The organism is Dyadobacter sp. CY261 (assembly GCF_021440085.1).
Classification (GTDB): domain Bacteria; phylum Bacteroidota; class Bacteroidia; order Cytophagales; family Spirosomataceae; genus Dyadobacter.
The window spans coordinates 1-21,312 of record NZ_JAKCPW010000010.1; the positions used below are offsets into that span (position 1 = coordinate 1).

Consider the following 21,312-nt stretch of genomic DNA (forward strand, 5'->3'; position numbering starts at 1 on the left):
CTTTGGCTGTTTGGGTTCATAAAAGCCATGGCCTTCCTTTTGCGCCGGATCGCAGCCTGGATCGCGAGCCGCTTGTAGAGATACTCGTCCTTGCTCCCGATCGTGTAGCGCTTGCCCGCGACCAAGACCATGATCGGGTAATCCAGCGACAAGCTTGCCTCGGCGATAACATCCTGGTCAAGCTGTTGGTCCTGCCGTTCAATCTGAAAAACAGCAAGCATGAAAATCTTGCCTCTGTCTAGTGCCAGCGAGCTGGTGCATAGTTTAACCTGACCAGCCAGTAGGTTTTGAAGCATTTCGCGCTTGTCATGGCCTGTCTCGCCCAGGTACGTTTTGAACGGGATATCGAATAGCGAGAAATGAAATACCGCTCCTTCCCTACTGCTTCGCAGTTTTTTGACATCTGTCCCTTTGAACGGGATCGGAATTTCTTTTCGGAAACTTGGCAAGCCGCTTTCACCGCTGGCAAGGGTCCTACTCATCTTGTTAAAACTGGCGACAAGATTGCCATTCAAAGCGCTCATGATATGCATCGGAATACTGCCTTTATAGTTTTGAGCAAGCACCTGGTAGCTGGTATTCATTCTTGATGTGGATAGCATCCCATACTCGTCCTTTTTGATATCAGATAGCCTTGCCCTTACACATTCGGTCAGATAGAGCATTTCCCTGAGCTGCTGTTGGACATAGTGATGGGTATAGATCTGGTTGGCAGCCTTGAAACAGATGTAACGCCATTGGTAGAGCGTATCCAAAATCTTGTTCTTCTGATCAATGTCATCCGAATCGATCAGAAGACGGATCTTTCTGGTTGTGAAAAGTTTTTCCATGACCTAACGCCCGTTTTGCTTCCAGTAATTTTTGATAAGCTGATATGCTTTGATATAATGCTGTTGTACCTGGGTCTGCGGGTAGCCTAGTATTAAGGCGATATCGGCGAAGGACTTTTTCTGCTCTTGCCTGAGCGCAAACACCTGAGCCTGCTCACTACTCAGAATATGATCGTAGGGATAGAATTGTTTCACTTGCCTTACGGGAACAGTCGTACTGGGTGCTACAATCCTCTTAAGCTCTTCCATGGCTTTTTGAATTTCGCTGCTCACATGCAAGGTATTCGCTCCTATTCTTTTTGCTACCTCGCGCGGGCTGTGTCCATCCTGAAAATGGAGGCTGGCTATCAGCTGGCGTTGTTTGGGGAGAAATGAGATCGCTTTCGCAACTTCTTCCCATTTTTTTCCTTCGCTGCCATCCCTGAAATAGCTCTCCAAATCTGGCTTTTCACCCAGGAAAGATTCCAAGTGGTCTATTTCCGTCATTTTCCGGTATATCTGGTAGGCCGGTTTTTGCACGTGCTTCAAGAGCTGCCAACGGAGATTGAGACGAATAAACCGGTATGCATGAGGGAGGCTTTCAATCTTTTCGCGGTGTGCCCAGACTTTCAGGTAACATTCGTGGAGAATGCAGCTTACCAGGAATTCGTCATTGACTAGCCCTTTACCAAGACAAAGTAGACTAGAAAACGATTTATTGTAAAAGTCTGAAAACGCTCTCTCATCACCAATACTAAACCGGAAGAATAATTCATCGTTCCGATCAGATTTGACTAAAGGTTTAAAATTTCCCATACAACCCGCTATTAACCAAAACTTCCTAAAAGCCGACAAAACAGCAGATCTTCAGCTGCCCCAGTGTGCAACAAAATTTGCTTAGTTATAACTAAGCACAAAAATAAGGATGTTTTTGGTTCTTGCAAACCATGGCCGAAAAAACAGATTTTGAGATCGCGGTAATTAATCAAGTGAGGAAAGTCCGAAAAGCGAAGGGCTATACTCAGGATGATCTTGCCATGTTTCTCAATCTGACCAGAGGATTTATTGGACAAATTGAAAGTCCAAAATTCCCCAGTAAGTACAATGTCGAACATATCGGAATACTTGCCCGTGAGATGAACTGTTCCCCAAAAGATTTAATGCCTGATCAAGCATAACCGAGGGCATAGATAAAACCCACAAAATCACATTTCGCGTGACCCCGAAATATATTCTTTTTCTTTTCTCCGCACCTAAATTCATCTGATGTCTACACCTACCCCAGCATCAAAATCTCGGGGCAATGATCTTTTTCACAAAAGGCTGTTTACCGACATAAGTTTCTACCAGTCTTACAGCCAACAGCTAGTCGCAGATTTAGCCCCTCTTACAGTGGCCCTCAATAAACCAAAAGGAAACGGGGTAAGTGTACAATACTTGCGACTCAGATTCTTGTAAGCATTGTGTAATACAAAAGCCGCCATTATGCCGTAAGCTTTTGGCGGCTTTCCACAATCCAAAAATAATAGGGCGGCTTATTTAAGCTGCCCTTTTGTGAGTTTGTTTGTCAAACCCTTAATTACTGTAGCCTATCACTAAGCTTTGCCATATCTGCACTTATCTTGCGATCAACTATCTTAGCATAATGTTGGGTTGTTTTCAGATCCTTATGTCCAAGCATCTTGGAAACAGTCTCAATAGGAACATCATTAGCTAGGGTAATTGTAGTAGCGAAAGTATGTCTTGCTAAATGAAAGGTAATCGGTCGGTCAATCCCACAAACATCCCCTATTTCTTTTAGATAAGAGTTCATCTTCTGGTTAGTAAGCACGGGCAAAACTAATCCGCCTTCCACACAGGCGGGATCTTCCTTGTATGTTTGGATTATCTCTAAGGGCTTCGCTAATAAGGGTATTCTTGACGGGGTGTTCGTTTTCTGCCTCCTCACAGATACCCATTTCCTCGAATCGTAGCCAGAAATGATATTTGATTGCCGAAGATTTTTTACATCTACGTATGAAAGACCTGTATAGCAGCAAAAAAGAAAAATATCCCGGACTTTCCTGAGGCGATAGTTACTGAAATTTTTGGATTCAATACTTGTCAATTCCTCACGAGTAAGCGGCATTCTATCCACCTCATCAAATGAAATTTTAAACGCGAAAAACGGATCCTTTTGCAACCAGCCGTGCTTAACACAAAGCAATACAACCTTCTTAAAATATTTAAGATATCGCATTGCTACGTTATGCGATATGTTGCGGGTGACTTTTAGATAGTAGGCGTAGTCAGAAATGAATGAATAATCCAGTCGCTCAATCGCCATGTCATCGAGCTTATATTTATACTTGAGAAAACTCTTGACGTTCCGTGAGGCCGCCTCATAGCGATTGTATGTTCCCATCGCAAAGTCCTTCCCCACCAACGCTAACATCTCATCATTGTGTTTTTTGAAAACCCGCAAAATGCTCCATGATTCCTCAGCACTTCCAGAAAATTGTGCTTTGACACTGGTAGGAGTGATATCTAGACCACGATCTAAGAGATCACGGTGAATCGCATATACTTTGGTTTGAAGCGAATCAAGATATTGGTTCAATTGCTTCACATCTTCTTTCTGACCACTTTTTCGACCTGATGCGACATTCCATCTGTCTGGCTCACAGCTTCGCTGAGTAGAGATTTCAAGTCTCTTTCCTTCAATAGTGATTCTAATGTAGATTGGCAACTTTCCCTTGGTCGAGTTGCGGGGCTTTTTAAGAAAAAAAAGCAGATTAAATGTTTTACTAAGCATAAACCAACTGATTTAAGTTTAAAGATGGTTTTGCGTAGCGTAAAAATCAAGATGTTTATTAAGTAAACAAGTCTATATCAGCCGTTTATATGCAATCTGGTGAGTCTTTTTGAAAGTTATCTTGACTCACCGAAAGACGCACCAGCTTTTTGAGCATTTCTACGCATTTTAACTATATACGTAAAAACAAAAAATCCTACAAACTTTTGATTTGCAGGATTTTAGTTAATTTCAGTATACTTACTAGTGCACCCGAAGGGATTCGAACCCCTATCGATGGTACCGGAAACCATTATTCTATCCATTGAACTACGGGTGCATGGTTGCATTTCGCCGGTAACGGGGTGCAAATATAGCCGCTATTTTGATTTTTGACCAGATTGGGTTCAATTTGTTTTCAAATTTTTCTAAGTCCTGCTTAAAGTTTTTTCAGCAGGTCCCAATCGCCCACGCTTTTCAGATAGAGATAGTCCAGCAGCACGCCGTTGACGTTCGTGATTAGCTTGTGGCCTTCGGCGAATGGAACAACGAACGTATTGATGTATTCGTGGTCGGAAAGAAGACCTTGTACATTGTTGTGATACGATTGGATGGCCTCCGAGGTCATTTCCAGCTCGCAATAGAACATGTACATGGCTTCATCACTGGTGCCGGTAGATGGGTAGAATGGCTCGCTGTTGACGCTGATCAGTTGCGATTTATCGACCGCCACGCCGGTTTCTTCGAATACTTCCCGTGCGGCAACGGATGCCGCGTCGCTTTCGCTGTCCAGCATGCCTGCTGGATGCTCATAAGTCAAGGAGCCGTCGCAAATGCGACGTTGCTGCACGAGGAGAAGATATTTTTCTCTTGTTGTTACATCGATGAAGCAAACCAGCACACTTACAACCTCCCCTTTCAGAAAACAGATGGGTGGAATTTTGTTGCCTTCGGGCGTCGTGGCATCGGTGTAAAGCAATGAAAACAGGACTTCTCCGTGACCATTATGGCGGGTGTACAATTCATCGACGCGATGGATATCCAGGCCATTGGCGATCAGCCTGCTTTTCCAGAGATTATATTTATGCGAATCTGTGAGATTCTCTGCCATAGCGGATGGTCGGTAGCTTAATTATATAGTGGGAACGATAATGCCAGGTAAGGAACGCCATACGTGGTCGAATAGCGCGTCTGACCGTTTTCCAGTTTGTGCGGCGCCGCATAGGTCATGCGGCCATGCACATACGCGACTTTCAGGCCGATCTGTTCGGTGATCCAAAAGCGCAGATAGACTTCGGATTGCCCGCTTTGCTTATCCATAACGAGTGGTATTGCATTCAATGTGGCCGGACCACTCCGAAGATGTCTGTTATAGTATTCACCGCCTTCGTCGTAGAGGCCACCATTGGCATACAGCGCATGTCTTTTTAACCCAAATGCAACTCCGAAAAGATCAGTGTTCGCACCGATGTCGAATTTCCAGAGCCTGAAATTAGCCCCTACGAGGAAACTGATGCCATTTGCGGACAAACGTCCGAATTTAAGCGTGTCGCTGGAAAGTGCACTTGTTTTCGGAAACATGTCGGTGCGGCCTGCATAATAACCCCAGCTGCGAACACCCCAGCCTATCCTGAACGAGGGGAAATTGCTTAGGCTCAATTCCTGATGATAGGTTACCGAAGGCACCCAAACCTCGTCCTGATAGCCCAGACCCATGTCCAGTCCGGAAGTAACCCGGGATATATCCTGTGAAAAAGCTTTAAGTGAACCTAAAAAAACAAAAAGTACTAGTAAGCGAATGCTTTTCATTTGATTCGTGATGTTTTGATCGGCAAAGGTAAAAAAATAAGGCAGAGACCCCAGCCTCTGCCTCAAGATCGTGAGTGAAATAAGTAAACGGTAGACACCAATTAGCTACACTACCGTTGCTTCCCAGCTAGTTATTTCCGTTTCGGTATTACTTTTCTGAGTACAACAGCTCCCAGTGGAGGCAAATCCAAAATGAGGGAATTAGCTTTTCCATGCCATTGATGGTCTTCGGCTGTTACAGGATCGTAATTGATGATCCCGCTACCACCGAATTGCGCGGCGTCCGAGTTGAAGATTTCCTGCCAGTTTCCTTCTGAGATCACCCCTACGCGATACCCTTTGCGCGGAATGGGCGTCAGGTTGAGTGCGATAATGAGGTTCTTTTCCGGGTCCGTTGATTTCCTTGCGTAAACCAGCACGGAGTTTTCGCGGTCCTGAGTGTCGATCCATTCGAAACCATCATGCGAAAATGAGTAGTCAAACAGCGCGGGCTCGTCCTTGTACAGTTGGTTCAGCGCCTTCACGCATTCGCGCACACCTTTGTGTGGAGCAAAGTCGAGTAAATGCCAGTCGAGGCTCTGCTGGAAGTTCCATTCCGATGTTTGGGCAAATTCGCCTCCCATAAACACAAGCTTAGTACCAGGATGCGTAAACATGTAGGTGAACATGAGCCGCAGGTTTGCAAACCGCTGCCATTCATCGCCCGGCATCTTATTGATGAGTGATTTCTTGCCATAAACCACCTCGTCGTGCGAAAACGGCAGCATAAAGTTTTCCGAAAACGCATACACAAGACTGAATGTGAGCTGATCCTGATGCCATTTCCGGAACGCAGGGTCTTTTTCGAAGTACTTCAACGTGTCGTTCATCCAACCCATCATCCACTTCATCCCAAAACCCAGACCTCCCACAAAGACAGGACGGGAAACGCCTGGAAATGCGGTTGACTCTTCGGCAATGGTCTGGACATCCGGGAATTCGGTGTAAACGGCTACGTTCATCTCGCGCAGGAGCGAAATCGCTTCCAGGTTTTCCCGGCCACCAAATTCATTTGGGATCCATTCGCCATGTTTACGGGAATAATCGAGATAAAGCATCGAAGCCACCGCATCCACACGCAGGCCGTCGGTATGGTAACGGTCGAGCCAGAAAATGGCATTACTGATCAGAAACGATCTTACTTCATTTCTCCCATAGTTGAAAATATAGCTTTTCCAATCAGGATGATAGCCTTTCCGCGGGTCTTCATGCTCATAAAGCGAGGTGCCGTCAAAACGGAAGAGGCCGTGTAAATCACCCGGAAAATGGGAAGGTACCCAATCCATATACACTCCTATACCCGCCTGGTGGAGTTGATCAATGAGATACATCAATTCCTGCGGTGTACCCATGCGCGACGAGCACGAAAAGTAGCCGGTGATCTGGTAGCCCCAGGACGGTGCGTAGGGATGCTCCATGATAGGCATCAACTCAACGTGTGTAAAACCCATTTCCTTTACGTAAGGGACCAGGCTCTCGGCAATTTCTTTATAAGTCAGGTATCGTTCCGGATCCGATGGGTCGCGCTGCCAGGAACCTAGATGCACTTCATAAACCGATGTCGGCGCATTCAGCTTATTCTTTTCCTTGCGGATCTTCATCCAGTCGGTATCACCCCATTCGTACCAGGTATCCCACACGATGGAAGCCGTACGCGGCGCCACTTCACACCAAAGTGCAAACGGATCCGACTTTTCAAGATGCTGGCCGTTCCCTGAAATAATGTAGTATTTGTAAACTTCCCCTACCCCGACATTCGGTATCCAGACCTCCCAGATCCCGGAACTGTCCCAGCGGGGTGCAAGCGAGTGGGTACCATGGTTCCAGCCATTGAAATTTCCAACTACTGATAAGTAGGTCGCATTGGGTGCCCACACGGCGAAGTAAGTACCCACGACGCCGTTTACCTCCATCACATGCGAACCCAGCTTTTCATAAAGCTTGTAATGCTTGCCCTGACGAAATAAGTGTATATCGAATTCTGTAAAACGGCTAATTGTTTCGACCGCATTCGCCGACTCGGCCGCGACCGGGTTGCCGGCCTCCTCGGCGGGATCGTTGGTTCCGTTTATTTTTTTCTTTCCGGTTGACTTAGCCATTCAATATTCAATTAAAGTGTATTCTGTTCGAAGACGTAAGATTTGCAATTTTATTAAACTATTTATTAAAATGTATATATTTTTTAGTCCTCCTGTGCCGTCCAGACGCCCCTTAGAGTGTAAATCAGATGTTACCGGCCGCCTTTTCTACCTGATCCAGAACGCGCATGATGTTGCCGCCCCATATTTTCTCGATGTCCTTCGCAGAATAGCCTCTTTTGACCAATTCCTCGGTGATCGCGCCGATCTGGCTCACATCCTGCAAGCCGATCACCTCGCCACCTCCATCCATATCCATGCCAATCCCAACATGGTCTACACTTGTGAGCTTAATGACGTGTTCGATGTGGTTCACCGCATCCTGCACCGTGGGCATATCCGACTTGTACTTCTCGCCGATCGCCTTCATTTCATCCCGCAGCGCCTTCTTGTCGGCATCTGAAAGATCGGTCTGGCGGATTTTCAGACGCAATGCTTTCAGCGACATCTCATGCGGCTCCGACGGCTTTTTCACAAAACCTGGTACAAAATTGATCTGGATTACCCCCCCGTTTTTAGCTAAGGTCTTGATCATGTCGTCGGTCATGTTGCGCGGCACATCACACAACGCCCGGCACGACGAATGCGACGCGATCACAGGTGCTTTCGTGAGTTTGATGACATCAAAAAAAGTAGAATCCGAAACGTGCGAAATGTCCACCATAATACCCAGGCGGTTCATTTCCTTCACCACCTGTTCCCCAAAAGCGCTCAGTCCATTGTATTCCGGGCCGTCGCCATCCGTAGAAGAGTCGCAGATATCGTTGTTCAGCGAATGCGACAACGTGATGTAACGCAGACCGAGGTCATAATACATTTTCAGGTTTGACAAATCTTTCCCTACCGGCCATCCATTTTCCATGCCAATGAAGACCGACCGTTTGCCTTCCTTTTGGAGGCGGTACGCATCTTTGGAAGTCGTTGCGAGCCCGGCAGTTTGTGGGTTAGCTCTTACCGCCTCGTGTATTTTGTCAAAGATCGCCAGGGCCTTCTTCTTCGCTTCCGCATTGGCCTCCTCGGTGCGCTTGCCTTGCCCGAGATACACCGCAAAGAACATTCCATCCATGCCTCCCCGGATCATACGCGGGAAATCGATCTGCGAGCGGTCCTTTTCGAAATCGTGCTCTACCGCGACATCGAAGCCCGGTTTCATCATATTGATGGGCACGTCGGCGTGGGTGTCGATGGTTAGCGCGGCCGCATGGATCTTTTTGGCCTTTTCCGACATCACAGGCGGTGCAAGTTGGGCGCGGGTAAGCGCCGGGAGTAGTAACAGGAGTAAAAACCTTTTCATTTTTAGTATTAATTGGTGATTGGTAAAGGAATATTAGCTGTTTTTAAGTTGATCCTTTTTTTCTGAATAATCAACTGTCGGGTAGCTTTCCCTGCTATTCTCCAAAATATACCTGGCAGGTTTCTATTCAAGCCATTCGATCGAAAATGCTTGAGCGTTTTGTAAAGACTCGGGCGTATACTTCTTTTGTAATTAATTCTCAATTCTTGATTGACTATGATCCCTCCTGCTAGCTTCCCTAAACGCCGGTTCAATTATCTGCCGGCAATTTTTCTGGTAATTGCCTCGCTTTGTAACGGCCATGCCCAGCCATCCAAAAACAAACGAGCATCCGCCCCCGAGCAGGACTTCATGTACCAGTACTCGATCATCGACGCATTAATGGCAGGCGTTTTTGATGGTGATCTTACCATTGGCCAGCTCAAAAAGAAGGGCGATTTCGGCGTTGGCACGTTCAATAGAGTGGATGGCGAGCTGCTGATCGATAAGGGACACGTCTACAAAGTGAGTTATGACGGCTCCGTGACGGAAGTCGCTGATTCGGACAGTACTTCCGCAGCATTTGTAAAATTCTTCAAAGCCGATACGGTAATCCAGTTGAAAGGACCGGATCTTACCTACGAAAAAGTACAAGAGCAGATCCGACATTTGTTAAATCCAAACGGCATTTACGCATTAAGGATCTCCGCTACCTTCCCGACCATGACGACGCGGGCCGAAAAACCCGCCAGCAAGCCCTATCCCACATTATCCGAGCATTTAAAGCAAAACCAGGTTGTTTTCGAATTAAAGAACACCAAAGGTATTTGCGGAGGCTTCCTGCTCCCCCCCTACCTGGCCCGTACCAATGTGCCGGGGTTCCATTTGCACTATCTTGCGGATGATCACAAATCGGGTGGACATGTTTTTAATTTCACAGCCGATGCAGTCACGGTGGAAATCGATATGGCGAAGGGCTTCACGATCGAAAACAATACCAATGCTGAATTTGAAAAAGTCAACCTCCAACCTGATCGTGGTGCGGAATTGAAAAAGATTGAATAATTGCCGGAAGCCCCTGAGCCCATATCTTTACAGTCGCCAGCACGCGCAAACCATGAAACAACGCCTTCTCTACATCTTCCTCATCCTGCTGCAAGCCGGCATGGCCAGCGCCCAGGTCACCTATTTTGCGGATCTGTTGGGCAAAGGTTTCAAACAGGCGACGATCGTCCAGCCTCCGGATTATGAAGGAAGCGTTACCTGCACGATTGTTCGAAAAACGACGCCCGAAAAAAGCGCTAAGTCGGTGCTATATGTGCACGGCTTCAACGACTACTTTTTCCAGGAAGAAATGGCCGAGCGGTACCTTAAGGAAGGATTCAATTTCTATGCTATCGACCTTCGCAAATCCGGACGTTCATGGCTCAGTCACCAGAAATTCAACAACGTCCGCGAGCTTTCAGAATACTATGCCGATATCGACACTGCATTGGCAATAATCAAAGGTGAAGGAAATGAAAAGGTTCTTTTAAGCGGCCATTCGCTGGGTGGGCTTGTCATATCGCTCTATGCGAGCGAGCGGCTGGGCAAGGAGAAGTTCGACGCCGTGCTGCTCAATAGCCCGCTATTTGCATTGAATATCCGATCTGGTATCAAAAAAACCGCTTTGCCATTGCTCATCAAAAGAGCGGAAAAACATCCGGAAACGAACTTCGATCTGGGCTTGAATCCGCTGTACGGGGAAAGTTTGCATATAACCGCGCACGGTGAATGGTCGTACAGTCTCGGCTTGAAACCATTTATCGCACCGCCCGTCAACCTGGGATGGATAAGAGCGGTCTACAATGGTCAGGAGCGGGTCTCGCAAGGCATTCAGATTGATAAACCTGTACTGGTGCTGCATTCCGCCAAATCCATCGACGAAAAAAAGTGGAGCGACATCTTCTTTACCGGCGACGCCATATTAAATGTCGACGAAGTTGCCCGGCAGGCGCAAAATATTGTCGGACAATATAGTATTCAGGCCGTGCAAGGAGGCATGCACGACCTCGTTCTTTCCAAACAACCCGTGCGTGACGAGGTCTATTCTACGATTTTCAATTGGGCAAAACGGACTGTTAAATAATTTCGCCGAACGATCCGAAGCATTTCCGCAGCACTTCAGATTTCCTCCAAAATTCGTAGTTTCCTTTGTACAAAAGACAATGCTATGAAACTGCTGCTCATTGAAGACGAAAAAGCGCTGGCGACCAGCATCCAGAATTATTTCCAGCGTGAAAACTTCGTGTGCGAATGGGCGGCGGATTACCGGACGGCGGTTGACAAGATCAACATCTACCGTTACGACTGTGTTCTGATCGACCTGATGCTTCCTGATGGCGACGGGCTGGACGCTGTGCGGGAGCTCAAACGGAACTTTCCGGACACAGGTATCATTATTATTTCCGCCAAAAACTCCCTCGACGATCGCATTACCGGCCTCAACCTGGGCTCGGACGATTACCTCACCAAGCCATTTCATCTTTCAGAATTGAATGCACGGGTGCAGGCGGTGATCCGCAGACGAAGTTTCCAAGGCAGCCAGCAAATCCGGTTTGGTAAAATACAGATCGATCCGCAGGAACATCTGGTACAGGTCGACCAACAGGAAATCGTCCTTACCCGCAAGGAATACGACTTGCTCGTGTATCTGATCGCCAACAAAAATCGCGTCCTGACCAAAGAATCCATTGCCGAGCACCTCTGGGGCGATGACGCCGATCTGATGGACAATTTTGATTTTATATACACACATATTAAAAACCTCAGGAAGAAGCTCATGGATAAGGGTTGCCCCGATTACCTGAAATCCATTTACGGCGTGGGCTATAAATTCAGCGAGCAATGAAACTGCTGGAACGCATCCTGAGATACCAGATCATTACCTCGCTTTGCGTGCTCACACTCGGCGCCATTTTGTTTTATTTTTCAGTGGATTATCTGATCGACCGGGAGGTAAATAAGGAGCTAATGCGTAGCAAAGCGAAAGTAAGCTGGCAAATGCGACATATCAGTGAGCTGCCGGTATATATCCTGCAATTGGGCGACAGCCTGCAACTCGATCAGGTGCGCTATCCGGGCCAAATGGCCCTGGTGGAAAGAAAGTTGTTCAACGAATTTGAAAATGAATACCAGCCCTATCGACAACTGATCTTCTACGAGCGTGTGGAAGGAATATGGTATCGGGTGACGATCAGTAAGTTACTGGCACAACGCAGGCAATTACTGGAAGCCGTTGTGATGACGGTAACATTTATTGTGGCCTTGCTGCTGATCTCGCTGCTCTTGCTGAACAGTTGGCTTTCCCGCCGGCTCTGGCGCCCGTTTTACAAAACATTGCGCGCGCTGGATTCCTATCAGGTTGAAAAACATGAGATACTGACTTTTTCCAAAACGCATACCGTCGAATTTGAACAACTGAATCAATCGGTAACGCAATTCACCGACCGCCTTGCGGCCACTTACCAAAACCTGAAAGAATTTACGGAAAATGCATCACACGAAATACAGACGCCGCTGGCGGTAATCTCGTCCAAAATTGAAGGATTGTTTCAGGACGAAAGTTTGAAAGAATCACAACTGGTGGCGCTTTCGGAGATCAGCGAAGCAGCCAACCGGCTTGCCAGGCTAAACCAGGCATTATTATTATTAACCAAAATAGAAAACCGGCAATTTCTCGCCGGGACCGAACCGATCAATCTCGTGCCGATCATCAACCGGAAACTCCGTGACCTGGAAGATTTAATCGAACAGCGACAGATCACAGTCAAAACAGAAATAGAACCGACAGGGCCGGTGATGCACCCTGCACTGGCGGAAGTCCTGGTGAACAACTTACTCACCAATGCGATCCGGTACAATATTAACGGAGGCACCATTGACATTACCCTTGCGCCGGGCAGGCTCACAGTCGGGAATACCGGCACACCTATCAATAGTGATCCGGAATTACTGTTCGAAAGATTTCGAAAGGAAGGCACGCACTCAGCCTCGCTTGGACTGGGTCTGGCCCTGGCGAAAACGATCTGTCAGGTGAATGGGCAGACACTTACTTATAAAACCGATGGTCCGCTGCACATCCTGACCGTGACCTGGTGAAGATATTCAAGAGTTTTTCATGGCTAGTAGTGAATTAAGGGAGGATTTCTGATCCTCCTTTTTTTATGCATTAAAAAAAAATGTCAACTACAAAATGTCTTCAGAATGTCCACAGGATTGCGACAGGATCACTGCTGAAATTTGAATACACTTAATCAATTTAAAGGCAATGACAACAATTCGGAATTTCAGAAAAATCACAGCAGTAGCCCTTGCATCCGCATTATTGGGCGGTACCTCCTACGCTACCTATGAACATTTTGGCAAACCAGACACCATTTCAAACTGGGTGAATAATGCCACCCCATTTGTCAGACAAGCCCGGCTGGATGCAGGGCTAGGCGCCAAAGCCGGCGATCCGGCGGCCGGCGATCCGGCGGCCGCCATGATACCGGCCGATTTTTCCTTTGCATCCAAAAAAGCCACCGCAGCAGTAGTACATATCAAATCGACATTGAAACCGGAGCGAACCGTGAGCCAGACACAGATACCGGAAGAGTTCAGAGATCTCTTCGGTGGGCGTAACCCATTCGGCCAGCAGGCTCCCGAGGGTAAAATGGAGAAACCGCAGGCCACCGGGTCAGGTGTGATTATCAATCCTGATGGCTACATTGTCACCAACAACCACGTGATCCAGGGTGCCGAGACATTGGAAGTAACCCTGGCCGACAAGCATACCTACAAAGCCAAAGTAATTGGCAGCGACCCGAATACCGACATTGCATTGATCAAAATCGAAGCCAAAAATCTGCCTTCGTTGTCGTTTGGCAACTCAGAAAACGTGCAGGTAGGACAATGGGTACTTGCCGTGGGGAACCCTTACAATCTTACTTCGACGGTGACCGCCGGTATCGTTAGCGCCAAAGGGCGCAGCATCAATATCCTGGGCGAGAATGCCAAAGCGCCGATCGAATCGTTCATCCAGACCGACGCCGCTGTGAATCCTGGCAACTCAGGTGGTGCATTGGTGGATTTGAATGGTAACCTCATCGGTATCAACACCGCCATTGCCAGCCAGACAGGCTCATTTGCGGGATACTCCTTCGCGGTGCCTTCCAGCATTGCACACAAGGTAGTCGAAGATATTTCCAAATTCGGCTCCGTACAACGCGGCTATCTGGGCGTGGGCATCAGCGAAGTGGATGCGGCGAAAGTCAAATCATTTGACCTGAAAGTAGATGAAGGTGTGCGTGTCGAAAGCTTTGCCGACGAAAGCGCCGCGAAAGAATCAGGTATCAAAATCGGTGACGTGATCACCAAAATCGATGGTCACGACATTAACAGCGTGCCTCAGTTGCAAGAAGCGATTGCCCAGCACAAACCTTCCGACAAAGTGAGCGTAAATGTGAACCGCGATGGTGTGGAAAAAGTAATAAATGTGACTTTAAAAGGCATTTCGGAGCCTTCCGCAGCCGATCGCTCAGCCTCAGCGGTGATGGAACAACTTGGCATTGAGCTCAAAGACCTCACCAATCAGCAGAAAAAAGAATATGGGATCGGCTCCGGCGCTCAGGTGACGCAGATTAACGCTGGCAAGATCCGTCAGGGCACCGATATGGAAGAAGGTTTTGTGATTACCAAAATTGATAAAACACCGGTTGCCAGTGCCCGTGAAGCGGTGAAAATATTGCAAGGCAAAAAGGGCGGCGTAATGATCGAAGGGCTTTATCCCGGCAACGATGAGACCCAATATTTCGCAATTGGTTTATAAAAGTAACCCCTGGTTTTCCGGACGCTAACCCGGAAAACCTTTCAAATGATCCATTCAGATGAAAATGAAAGCGATTTTGTTGGGAATGCTGACCGTGCTGAGCACTGTGGTGTTTGCACAAGGTCCCCAACAACCGGTAAATCCTACCGGCAAGGCATTGACCTACAACTGGATTGTACCCGACATGAAAACCAACCAGAACCCGATGTACGCCAGTTCGTTCTCCCGTCACCGTATTCAGACCGCATTCGATAAAGCGCTCGAAAGTAAGGGAATTGTCCGCAATACCCAGCACCCGGATTTGCTCCTGCAATTTCACACCTACACCCAGCGCGTGCGCAAAAATTATTATGGTGGCGGGGCCTTTCCAGGCGGGGCCTATCCAGGCGGGGCCTTCCCGATGATGATGGGCTGGGGACGTTTTGGCTGGGGACTTCCCTATTACGGAGGCTTCGGCGGATACTACGGCGGCTATCCATATTCCTCCACAAGCACCGACGGCACTTTGATCCTGGATGTGGTGGATACCAAGACCGGGGATATTATCTGGCAAAAAGCAATTTCCGGGGATGTAAGCAACCCGAACCGGCTTGAAAAACAGATCAATAAAGGTGTTAAAAAACTAATGAAAAGCTTCCCTGTTCAGCAAAGCTAGAAATCCTTCCCGCGGGTATTTTCCGGATTCACAGATTCGAGTTGGGGGCATGTGGTGAAATGGAAAGTCCTGCGGGAAAATGTTTTTCAAAATAGTCAAATCTTCAATATTCCAACAGAATCGCAGGGTACCTTGGTATCATTAAAAGTCAAGAAGCTATTCAATTTTAACAGTTTAAGACCATGAAACCGCTTCATTTGTTTGCCACTGTTCTGCTCTCCGCCGCCTCCCTCACCGGATACGGCCAGGATGATCAAATGGTTAGTAACACGCAACAAAATATAGTCACTGACCAGAGCCTCCTTAAAGCCATTGCACCTTACAATGACGATGTACGTAATGATATTCTCGTAGCGACCCAATACCCCGACGTGCTCACCAAACTAGCCCAGATACGGGAGAAAAGCAGCTCGGAATTTCAACAAATCATACAGAACTACCCTCAAAAGAAACAAAGCTGGTTTTACGAGATCAGCCGTTATCCCGACCTGATGCACCGGCTGGCGACGCTTCCGCGCAAAACTTCACGTGAAGTAATCGATGGTATGCTGGCCAATGTTAATCCGTCGCCGGAATTGAAAGACGCCGGCTGGAAACTGTACAACAGCCATCATAACGATCTGGTCAAAGTCGATAACCTGAATGAGGAAGCAAGAACGTCCTTCCAAAGCATGATCGCTGCGCTGGATCCTGACGCGCAACAGGCATTCAAAACGCTGGAAGAAATGCCGGATGTCCTTTCCCTGCTCAACGACCACTCCGACCTTGTAACCCGGCTCGGTGAACGTTTCAAAGACAATCCCGCCGAAGTGCGCGATGACCTTGCCATGCTCAATGACCAGATCGAATCTCAAAACAAAGAAGAACTCGCCGCCTACCAGGACGAGTTGAAACAAAATCCACAAGCTATGCAGGAGTTGAGCCAGGCTTCGCAGGAATACGCTACTCAGGGTGGTTACAGTTACCCGGCTCCAACCGGCGACAAGGTGGTCAATTATGGCAGTCCATACTCCTACTGGCTCGGCTACCCTTACTGGTACGGATCGCCTATGTGGTATCCCGGTCTGTATGGCTATGGTTCCGGCTTCTATTTCGGTTTAGGAGGTTATCCCATGGTTTACGCGATGCCCTCACTGGGCTTTTCGAGATGGTTTTTCGGCGGCGCATACCGGTACTACCCACATCTGTACCGTCAGTACGATCACTATTATCGCACCATCGCCCCACGCCATTACGGCTATTCGCCCAGAACAGCCTTCATCGGCTCCGCAGCCAGACATTTCAATCCGGCTGTCGGCAACCGGTCGTACCTGTTCGACAGAGGTCAGTCATTGCGGTACTCTCGGTCGGTACCTTCTCAAAACTACCGTCCAATGAACCGAAGCAACACGTACAGCGCGCCATCGCGGTCGTTCAGTGGCCGTACTTTTAACGGCGGAGGCGGCGGGTTTAGCCGGGGCGGGTTTAGTGGTGGCGGTTTCCGCGGCGGGCGGCGGTAACGCGAATTAAAAAGAGATAAAAAAAGAGATGCAGCGTCTGCTACATCTCTTTTTTATTTGAGAGGAAATGTCTTGTAAATATCACCTCGAATCGCGATTGTGATCACTGTTAAAGGCAACCAACCAGAGGCCTACAAATCGCTCATCCGAATGCTTATGCTCGAATAGTTTATTTTTTCAAAATCTTGTGCTTCCTAGTATCTCCCCCGGCCTTTTCGAGCTCCACATAGAAAATCCCGGATGCCAAATGCCCAATTGAGATGCCGGATTCATCCACCTGCGAAGTTTCATGGACCAGCTTCCCTGAGACATCGAAAATCCTGACTTTTTCCACATCCTTTAAGCCCGCATTGGTCAATTCAAATTTGCTCAGAACAGGATTGGGATAAATAGACTCCCCTCCCTTTCCATCGATACTTACTTTCACGATTTGGGAATAGGCATAAGTTTTGTCCAAATCGACCATTTTCAGCCGGTAGTAATTAATGCCGGGAGCCGCGTTAATGTGCGTGAAGTCGTAGTTATTGAGAACCGTACTTTCCTTTTGCGATTCCATTTTCCCCAACTCGGTCCAATGTTTAGCATCCCGGCTATGTTCTATGCTGAAATAGTCGCTATTGGTTTCTTCGGAGGTTGACCATTGCAAGTTGGCCACATTTCCCTCATTCTTTGCTATGAAGCTATTGAGCTCTACCGGTAAATTGGTCATTGAAAAATTCGACATTCTTGCCCAACAGCTGAAATATGACGGTAAGTCCCCGCTACGACTTGTTGTCACTGTGGGACCTGTGCTGTAAAATAGATCTTCGGATCCAATCGTCAGGTCGACTCCGTCTACCTCAATCGCCCATATTCTCTCAGCCATGTAGTCGCTTCTTACACAGGTCAAAAACAATTCACTTCCCACGTTCATATCTTCCGAATAGCCCCTCAATTCCGCGCTAAGCGAAAATCCGATGAGGTCCATGGATTCTCCGGGATCGAGATCGATCGCCTTAGAGCCTGTCCAGGTTGCTTCCACATAATTTACCATTAAACTATAATCGCTTGACTTACTGAAAGACCCGGTGCTCGGTAGGGGAAGAGTGTAGATATTCAGAAATTTGAAACCATCGTCCACAACATGGTCAAAGAATTTTTTTGAGAGCGTGAACATTACCTTTGTCAAATTGCCTGTTACTGGCGAAGCTGAATTGTTACGCACGGTCAGGATGACTTCCTTTGAATTTGAACCATACTTAAGGCTTCCCTGGATAATCTGAGCGTGACTCGCAGAGATCGTAAAAATAGAGCATATAAAAAAGAGAGTGAGTAGCGTGTTTTTCATCTTCGTAGCTAATGTTTGGATTACTGATGTTATGTGACGGGGAACGTCCACGTTCGAAGTTCGAACGATTCGTTTATTTTTTCAAAATCTTGTGTTTCCTAATATCGCCATCCGCCTTTTCGAGCTCCACATAGAAAATCCCGGATGCCAAATGCCCAATTGAGATGCCAGATTCATCCACCTGCGAAGTTTCATGGACCAGCTTCCCTGAGACATCGAAAATCCTGACTTTTTCCACATCCTTTAAGCCCGCATTGGTCAATTCAAATTTGCTCAGAACAGGATTGGGGTAGATAGCCCCCCCTCCCTTTCCATCGATATTTACTTTCACGATTTGGGAATAGGCATAAGTTTTGTCCAAATCGACCATTTTCAGCCGGTAGTAATTAATGCCGGGAGCCGCGTTAATGTGCGTGAAGTCGTAGTTATTGAGAACCGTACTTTCCTTTTGCGATTCCATTTTCCCCAACTCGGTCCAATGTTTAGCATCCCGGCTATGTTCTATGCTGAAATAGTCGCTATTGGTTTCTTCGGAGGTCGACCAAGTTAAATGCGACGTTACCCCCTCTGCATTGGCTTCAAAACGGCTGAGTTTCACAGGCAGGTTGACTTCTCCGAAACTCGTGAGCCGAACAGCCCTGCTGGAACCGAACTGATCGGCGTAGAGTGCAACCGATGGACCTGTGCTATAAAATTTTTCGCTCCCGTCATTTGTCATATTTACGCCGCTCACTTCTACAAGCCAATCCCTTCCGTCAACATACATCGGATCTTCATACACTATACTCAGCGGGCTGACATACACCAAATTGCCTGATACTGTGAGCGAAAATTTGAAAACATCCATCTGCTCCCCTGGGTCAAGGTCGACCGCCAGTGAACCCGTCCAGGTTGTCTTTAAATAGTTGGAAAGGAAATTCATAAAGCTCGAAGTGGCAAAACTTCCTGTATTTGGCTGGGCAACTGTTGAGATGGTCAGATATTTCAAAGCATCCTCGGGCGGATAGCTTTCCCCAAAATTCATGTGGAGCGTATACATTATCTTTGTCAGATTGCCGGTAATAGAAGAGGCGGAATTGTTACGGATCGTAAAAATGACTTCCTTCGGGTTAGATCCGAATTTCAAGCTACCCTGAATCGTTTGGGCGTTGGCTTGAAATGCGGAAGTAAAATAAAGTGTTAGGAAAAGCAGTAGCGTTTGTTTCATAGCTAAGTATTTAACGTTAAAACCAAATAAGTTTTTAAATACCTATAAATTAACCTATAATTTATTTAAATATCAATATTTTTTGTAACCATATTTAATTTCTCAATAACCATGCAGATCAGCGATCTCAAAATCCTCTTTTTCGACATTGGCGGTGTGCTTTTAAGCAATGGATGGGGCCATGAATCCCGTATACTGGCCGCCGAAAAGTTTGGCCTCAATTATAAGGAAATGGACCAGCTCCATAATTTTATATTTAACGTTTACGAAATCGGCAGTGTTAATCTTGACCAATATCTCGATACAGTGATATTTAATCATCCGCGTGATTTTGTACGCGAGGATTTCAAGGAATTCATGTATTCACAATCGGTGGAGTTACCGGGAATGCTGGCCTGGCTGAAAGAATGGAAAAAAGATTGCGGTTTCCGGATCATTTCCATCAATAATGAAGGAAAGGAGCTGAACGATTACCGGGTCCAGAAGTTTAAACTGCACGCCTGTTTCGATGCGTTTATTTCGTCCTGCGAGGTGAAAATGCGCAAGCCCGACCCGCGCATTTTTGAACTGGCGCTGGGCATCGCGCAGGCAACGCCCAGCCAGTGCGTATATTTCGATGACCGGATTATGTTTGCAAATATGGCCAGAACGCTCGGATTTAGAGCCTACCAGCATACCAGTTTCGAATCGACGAAGGAAATCCTCGAACAGCTCAAAAAGGAGCAATTTGACCGTGTCAATCCGCCGCTCTGATCAGAATGTACGGTCGTCGGCAGAAGGTCCGTAGATCGACGGAACCGCAATTTCGTTGAGCCGCATGTAAACGGTAAGCTGGCCACGATGGTGCACCCAGTGATTGATCGTAGAACCGACGCCTTCTCGCTTGGGCTGGGTAAATAATACTTCGCCCTGGCGTTTGAGGTAAAATGGCGCATCGAGGTCTTCATCTGTAATAGCGGCCAGCGATTTCTTGGCACCATTGAACACTTCTTTAAAATGATCCAGTAGTTCTTCGCTGGTAGTGAACTCAAAACGTTTGTAGGTCGCGAAATCCACCTCGCCCTGCTCTACCATATAGGTGACCCACAGCGGTATTTCGGCTACCAGCAAGGTCAGGTAACCCATTTCCATGGATTTTGGATGGGGTTTGTAATCGAACAAGTTCACCGGGATGCGTTCGAGACATTTCCGGGTTGACGTGTACTCCGCTTCCAGCTCTTTAATGTAAGCGTCGACTAAGGTTCTGTTGCTCATGAGATCCGTTCGTTGGTTTGTGAATTTGTATCAAAAATAATGCCGGGGCTTAGCGGTCTGGAAGTCAAATTTCAGCGAAACTCGATATTTTATTAAAAATGAAATACAATATCAACTGGCTTTTAGAACAGCGTAAACAAGAGTCTAAGATTAAATACCTGCATTTTTGGGGACATGGACCAGAAAAGAATGGACAAGTTAATCATGCTTGTCTGAGCCAATGGTGGCATGCTCCCTTCAAAATAGGCGATGTCTTTTACCCAACGGCAGAGCATTGGATGATGGCCGAGAAAGCTCGGTTGTTTGGCAACAATGCACTGCGAAACAAAATTATCACCTGCGAATCTCCGGGAGAAGCGAAAGCATTAGGTCGGATGGTCGTGAATTTTGATGAGGACACGTGGCTGAAAAACCGGTATGACATTGTCTTGGAAGGAAGCTTTCAAAAATTCACCCAAAATCCTCAGCTACGCACTTTTCTCCTTAATACCAGCGGAAGAATATTGGTCGAAGCGAGTCCGGTCGATCACATCTGGGGGATAGGCCTCGCTGCCAGCGATCCACGTGCCGCCGACCCCGAAAATGGGACGGGCTGAACCTGCTCGGATTTGCATTAATGGAAACACGAGACAAGCTGACGGCCACAGACCGGTCGCAGGTATACGTTCGCGAATAAAG

20 protein-coding genes and 1 tRNA gene are annotated in these 21,312 nt (G+C 47.3%); 10 read left to right on the forward strand and 11 right to left on the reverse strand.

From position 1 onward, the window contains the following. Together LZD49_RS24875 and LZD49_RS24880 are read right to left on the reverse strand one after the other, a co-directional pair. Positions 1-830: hypothetical protein (locus tag LZD49_RS24875; protein WP_234670399.1), on the reverse strand; the 830-nt coding region annotated here is incomplete at its 3' end. A 3-nt stretch (positions 831-833) separates the two neighbouring features. Further along, positions 834-1,625, reverse strand: coding sequence for an RNA polymerase sigma factor (locus tag LZD49_RS24880; protein ID WP_234670400.1), 792 nt, complete (start codon positions 1,623-1,625; stop codon positions 834-836). A gap of 131 nt (positions 1,626-1,756) precedes the next feature. On the opposite strand from LZD49_RS24880, the gene LZD49_RS24885 reads away from it, so the two are divergent. Continuing rightward, a complete protein-coding gene (locus LZD49_RS24885) occupies positions 1,757-1,987 on the forward strand; it encodes a helix-turn-helix domain-containing protein (protein ID WP_234670401.1) in 231 nt (76 codons plus the stop codon). A 401-nt stretch (positions 1,988-2,388) separates the two neighbouring features. Here the strand turns inward: LZD49_RS24885 and LZD49_RS24890 are convergent, their stop codons facing one another. The 6 genes from LZD49_RS24890 to LZD49_RS24915 all read right to left on the reverse strand — a co-directional run bounded on the left by LZD49_RS24890 (position 2,389) and on the right by LZD49_RS24915 (position 8,862). After that, positions 2,389-3,603 (reverse strand): site-specific integrase, encoded by a 1,215-nt coding sequence (locus LZD49_RS24890; RefSeq protein WP_234670402.1) that lies wholly within the window; start codon positions 3,601-3,603, stop codon positions 2,389-2,391. Positions 3,604-3,850: 247 nt separating this feature from the next. Continuing rightward, positions 3,851-3,922, reverse strand: a tRNA-Arg gene (locus LZD49_RS24895). A gap of 99 nt (positions 3,923-4,021) precedes the next feature. After that, on the reverse strand, positions 4,022-4,693 hold the full coding sequence (locus LZD49_RS24900; RefSeq protein WP_234670403.1) for an NUDIX hydrolase: 672 nt from the start codon (positions 4,691-4,693) through the stop codon (positions 4,022-4,024). 17 nt (positions 4,694-4,710) lie between these two features. Then, on the reverse strand, positions 4,711-5,391 hold the full coding sequence (locus LZD49_RS24905; RefSeq protein WP_234670404.1) for a hypothetical protein: 681 nt from the start codon (positions 5,389-5,391) through the stop codon (positions 4,711-4,713). 131 nt (positions 5,392-5,522) lie between these two features. Continuing rightward, positions 5,523-7,529: a 1,4-alpha-glucan branching protein GlgB gene (gene glgB / locus LZD49_RS24910; protein ID WP_234670405.1), complete on the reverse strand. Its 2,007-nt coding sequence runs from the start codon at positions 7,527-7,529 to the stop codon at positions 5,523-5,525. 124 nt (positions 7,530-7,653) lie between these two features. Next, positions 7,654-8,862, reverse strand: coding sequence for a dipeptidase (locus LZD49_RS24915; RefSeq protein ID WP_234670406.1), 1,209 nt, complete (start codon positions 8,860-8,862; stop codon positions 7,654-7,656). 216 nt (positions 8,863-9,078) lie between these two features. Here LZD49_RS24915 and budA point away from each other — a divergent pair, with 216 nt between their 5' ends. The 7 genes from budA (at position 9,079) to LZD49_RS24950 (ending at position 16,846) form a co-directional block, all read left to right on the forward strand. Beyond that, positions 9,079-9,906, forward strand: a complete 828-nt coding sequence (budA, locus tag LZD49_RS24920) for an acetolactate decarboxylase (RefSeq protein WP_234670407.1) — start codon at positions 9,079-9,081, stop codon at positions 9,904-9,906. Positions 9,907-9,958: 52 nt separating this feature from the next. Next, the gene (locus tag LZD49_RS24925; RefSeq protein WP_234670408.1) at positions 9,959-10,969 is read left to right on the forward strand and encodes an alpha/beta hydrolase; all 1,011 of its coding nucleotides are present in this window, start codon (positions 9,959-9,961) and stop codon (positions 10,967-10,969) included. Between the two features lie 84 nt (positions 10,970-11,053). After that, complete coding sequence (locus tag LZD49_RS24930; RefSeq protein ID WP_234670409.1) at positions 11,054-11,731, forward strand: response regulator transcription factor; 678 nt, start codon at positions 11,054-11,056, stop codon at positions 11,729-11,731. After that, on the forward strand, positions 11,728-12,981 hold the full coding sequence (locus tag LZD49_RS24935; RefSeq protein ID WP_234670410.1) for a HAMP domain-containing sensor histidine kinase: 1,254 nt from the start codon (positions 11,728-11,730) through the stop codon (positions 12,979-12,981). Before LZD49_RS24930 ends, LZD49_RS24935 begins: the two co-directional genes overlap by 4 nt. 169 nt (positions 12,982-13,150) lie before the next feature. Next, complete coding sequence (locus tag LZD49_RS24940) at positions 13,151-14,692, forward strand: Do family serine endopeptidase (protein WP_234670411.1); 1,542 nt, start codon at positions 13,151-13,153, stop codon at positions 14,690-14,692. A 64-nt stretch (positions 14,693-14,756) separates the two neighbouring features. After that, a complete protein-coding gene (locus tag LZD49_RS24945) occupies positions 14,757-15,347 on the forward strand; it encodes a DUF4136 domain-containing protein (RefSeq protein WP_234670412.1) in 591 nt (196 codons plus the stop codon). Between the two features lie 182 nt (positions 15,348-15,529). Further along, entirely contained in the window at positions 15,530-16,846 is a 1,317-nt protein-coding gene (locus tag LZD49_RS24950; protein ID WP_234670413.1) for a hypothetical protein, read from the forward strand. A gap of 169 nt (positions 16,847-17,015) precedes the next feature. Here LZD49_RS24950 and LZD49_RS24955 read toward each other — a convergent pair whose 3' ends face one another. Continuing rightward, the gene (locus LZD49_RS24955; protein ID WP_234670414.1) at positions 17,016-18,173 is read right to left on the reverse strand and encodes a T9SS type A sorting domain-containing protein; all 1,158 of its coding nucleotides are present in this window, start codon (positions 18,171-18,173) and stop codon (positions 17,016-17,018) included. 73 nt (positions 18,174-18,246) lie between these two features. Continuing rightward, positions 18,247-19,380, reverse strand: a complete 1,134-nt coding sequence (locus LZD49_RS24960) for a T9SS type A sorting domain-containing protein (RefSeq protein WP_234670415.1) — start codon at positions 19,378-19,380, stop codon at positions 18,247-18,249. A gap of 111 nt (positions 19,381-19,491) precedes the next feature. Here LZD49_RS24960 and LZD49_RS24965 point away from each other — a divergent pair, with 111 nt between their 5' ends. Next, a complete protein-coding gene (locus tag LZD49_RS24965) occupies positions 19,492-20,133 on the forward strand; it encodes an HAD family hydrolase (RefSeq protein ID WP_234670416.1) in 642 nt (213 codons plus the stop codon). On the opposite strand, the gene LZD49_RS24970 is transcribed toward LZD49_RS24965, so the two are convergent. Then, complete coding sequence (locus LZD49_RS24970) at positions 20,134-20,634, reverse strand: DinB family protein (protein ID WP_234670417.1); 501 nt, start codon at positions 20,632-20,634, stop codon at positions 20,134-20,136. Between the two features lie 98 nt (positions 20,635-20,732). Between LZD49_RS24970 and LZD49_RS24975 the strand changes: the two genes are divergently transcribed. Next, a complete protein-coding gene (locus LZD49_RS24975) occupies positions 20,733-21,230 on the forward strand; it encodes an NADAR family protein (protein WP_234670418.1) in 498 nt (165 codons plus the stop codon). Positions 21,231-21,312: the final 82 nt, after the last annotated feature.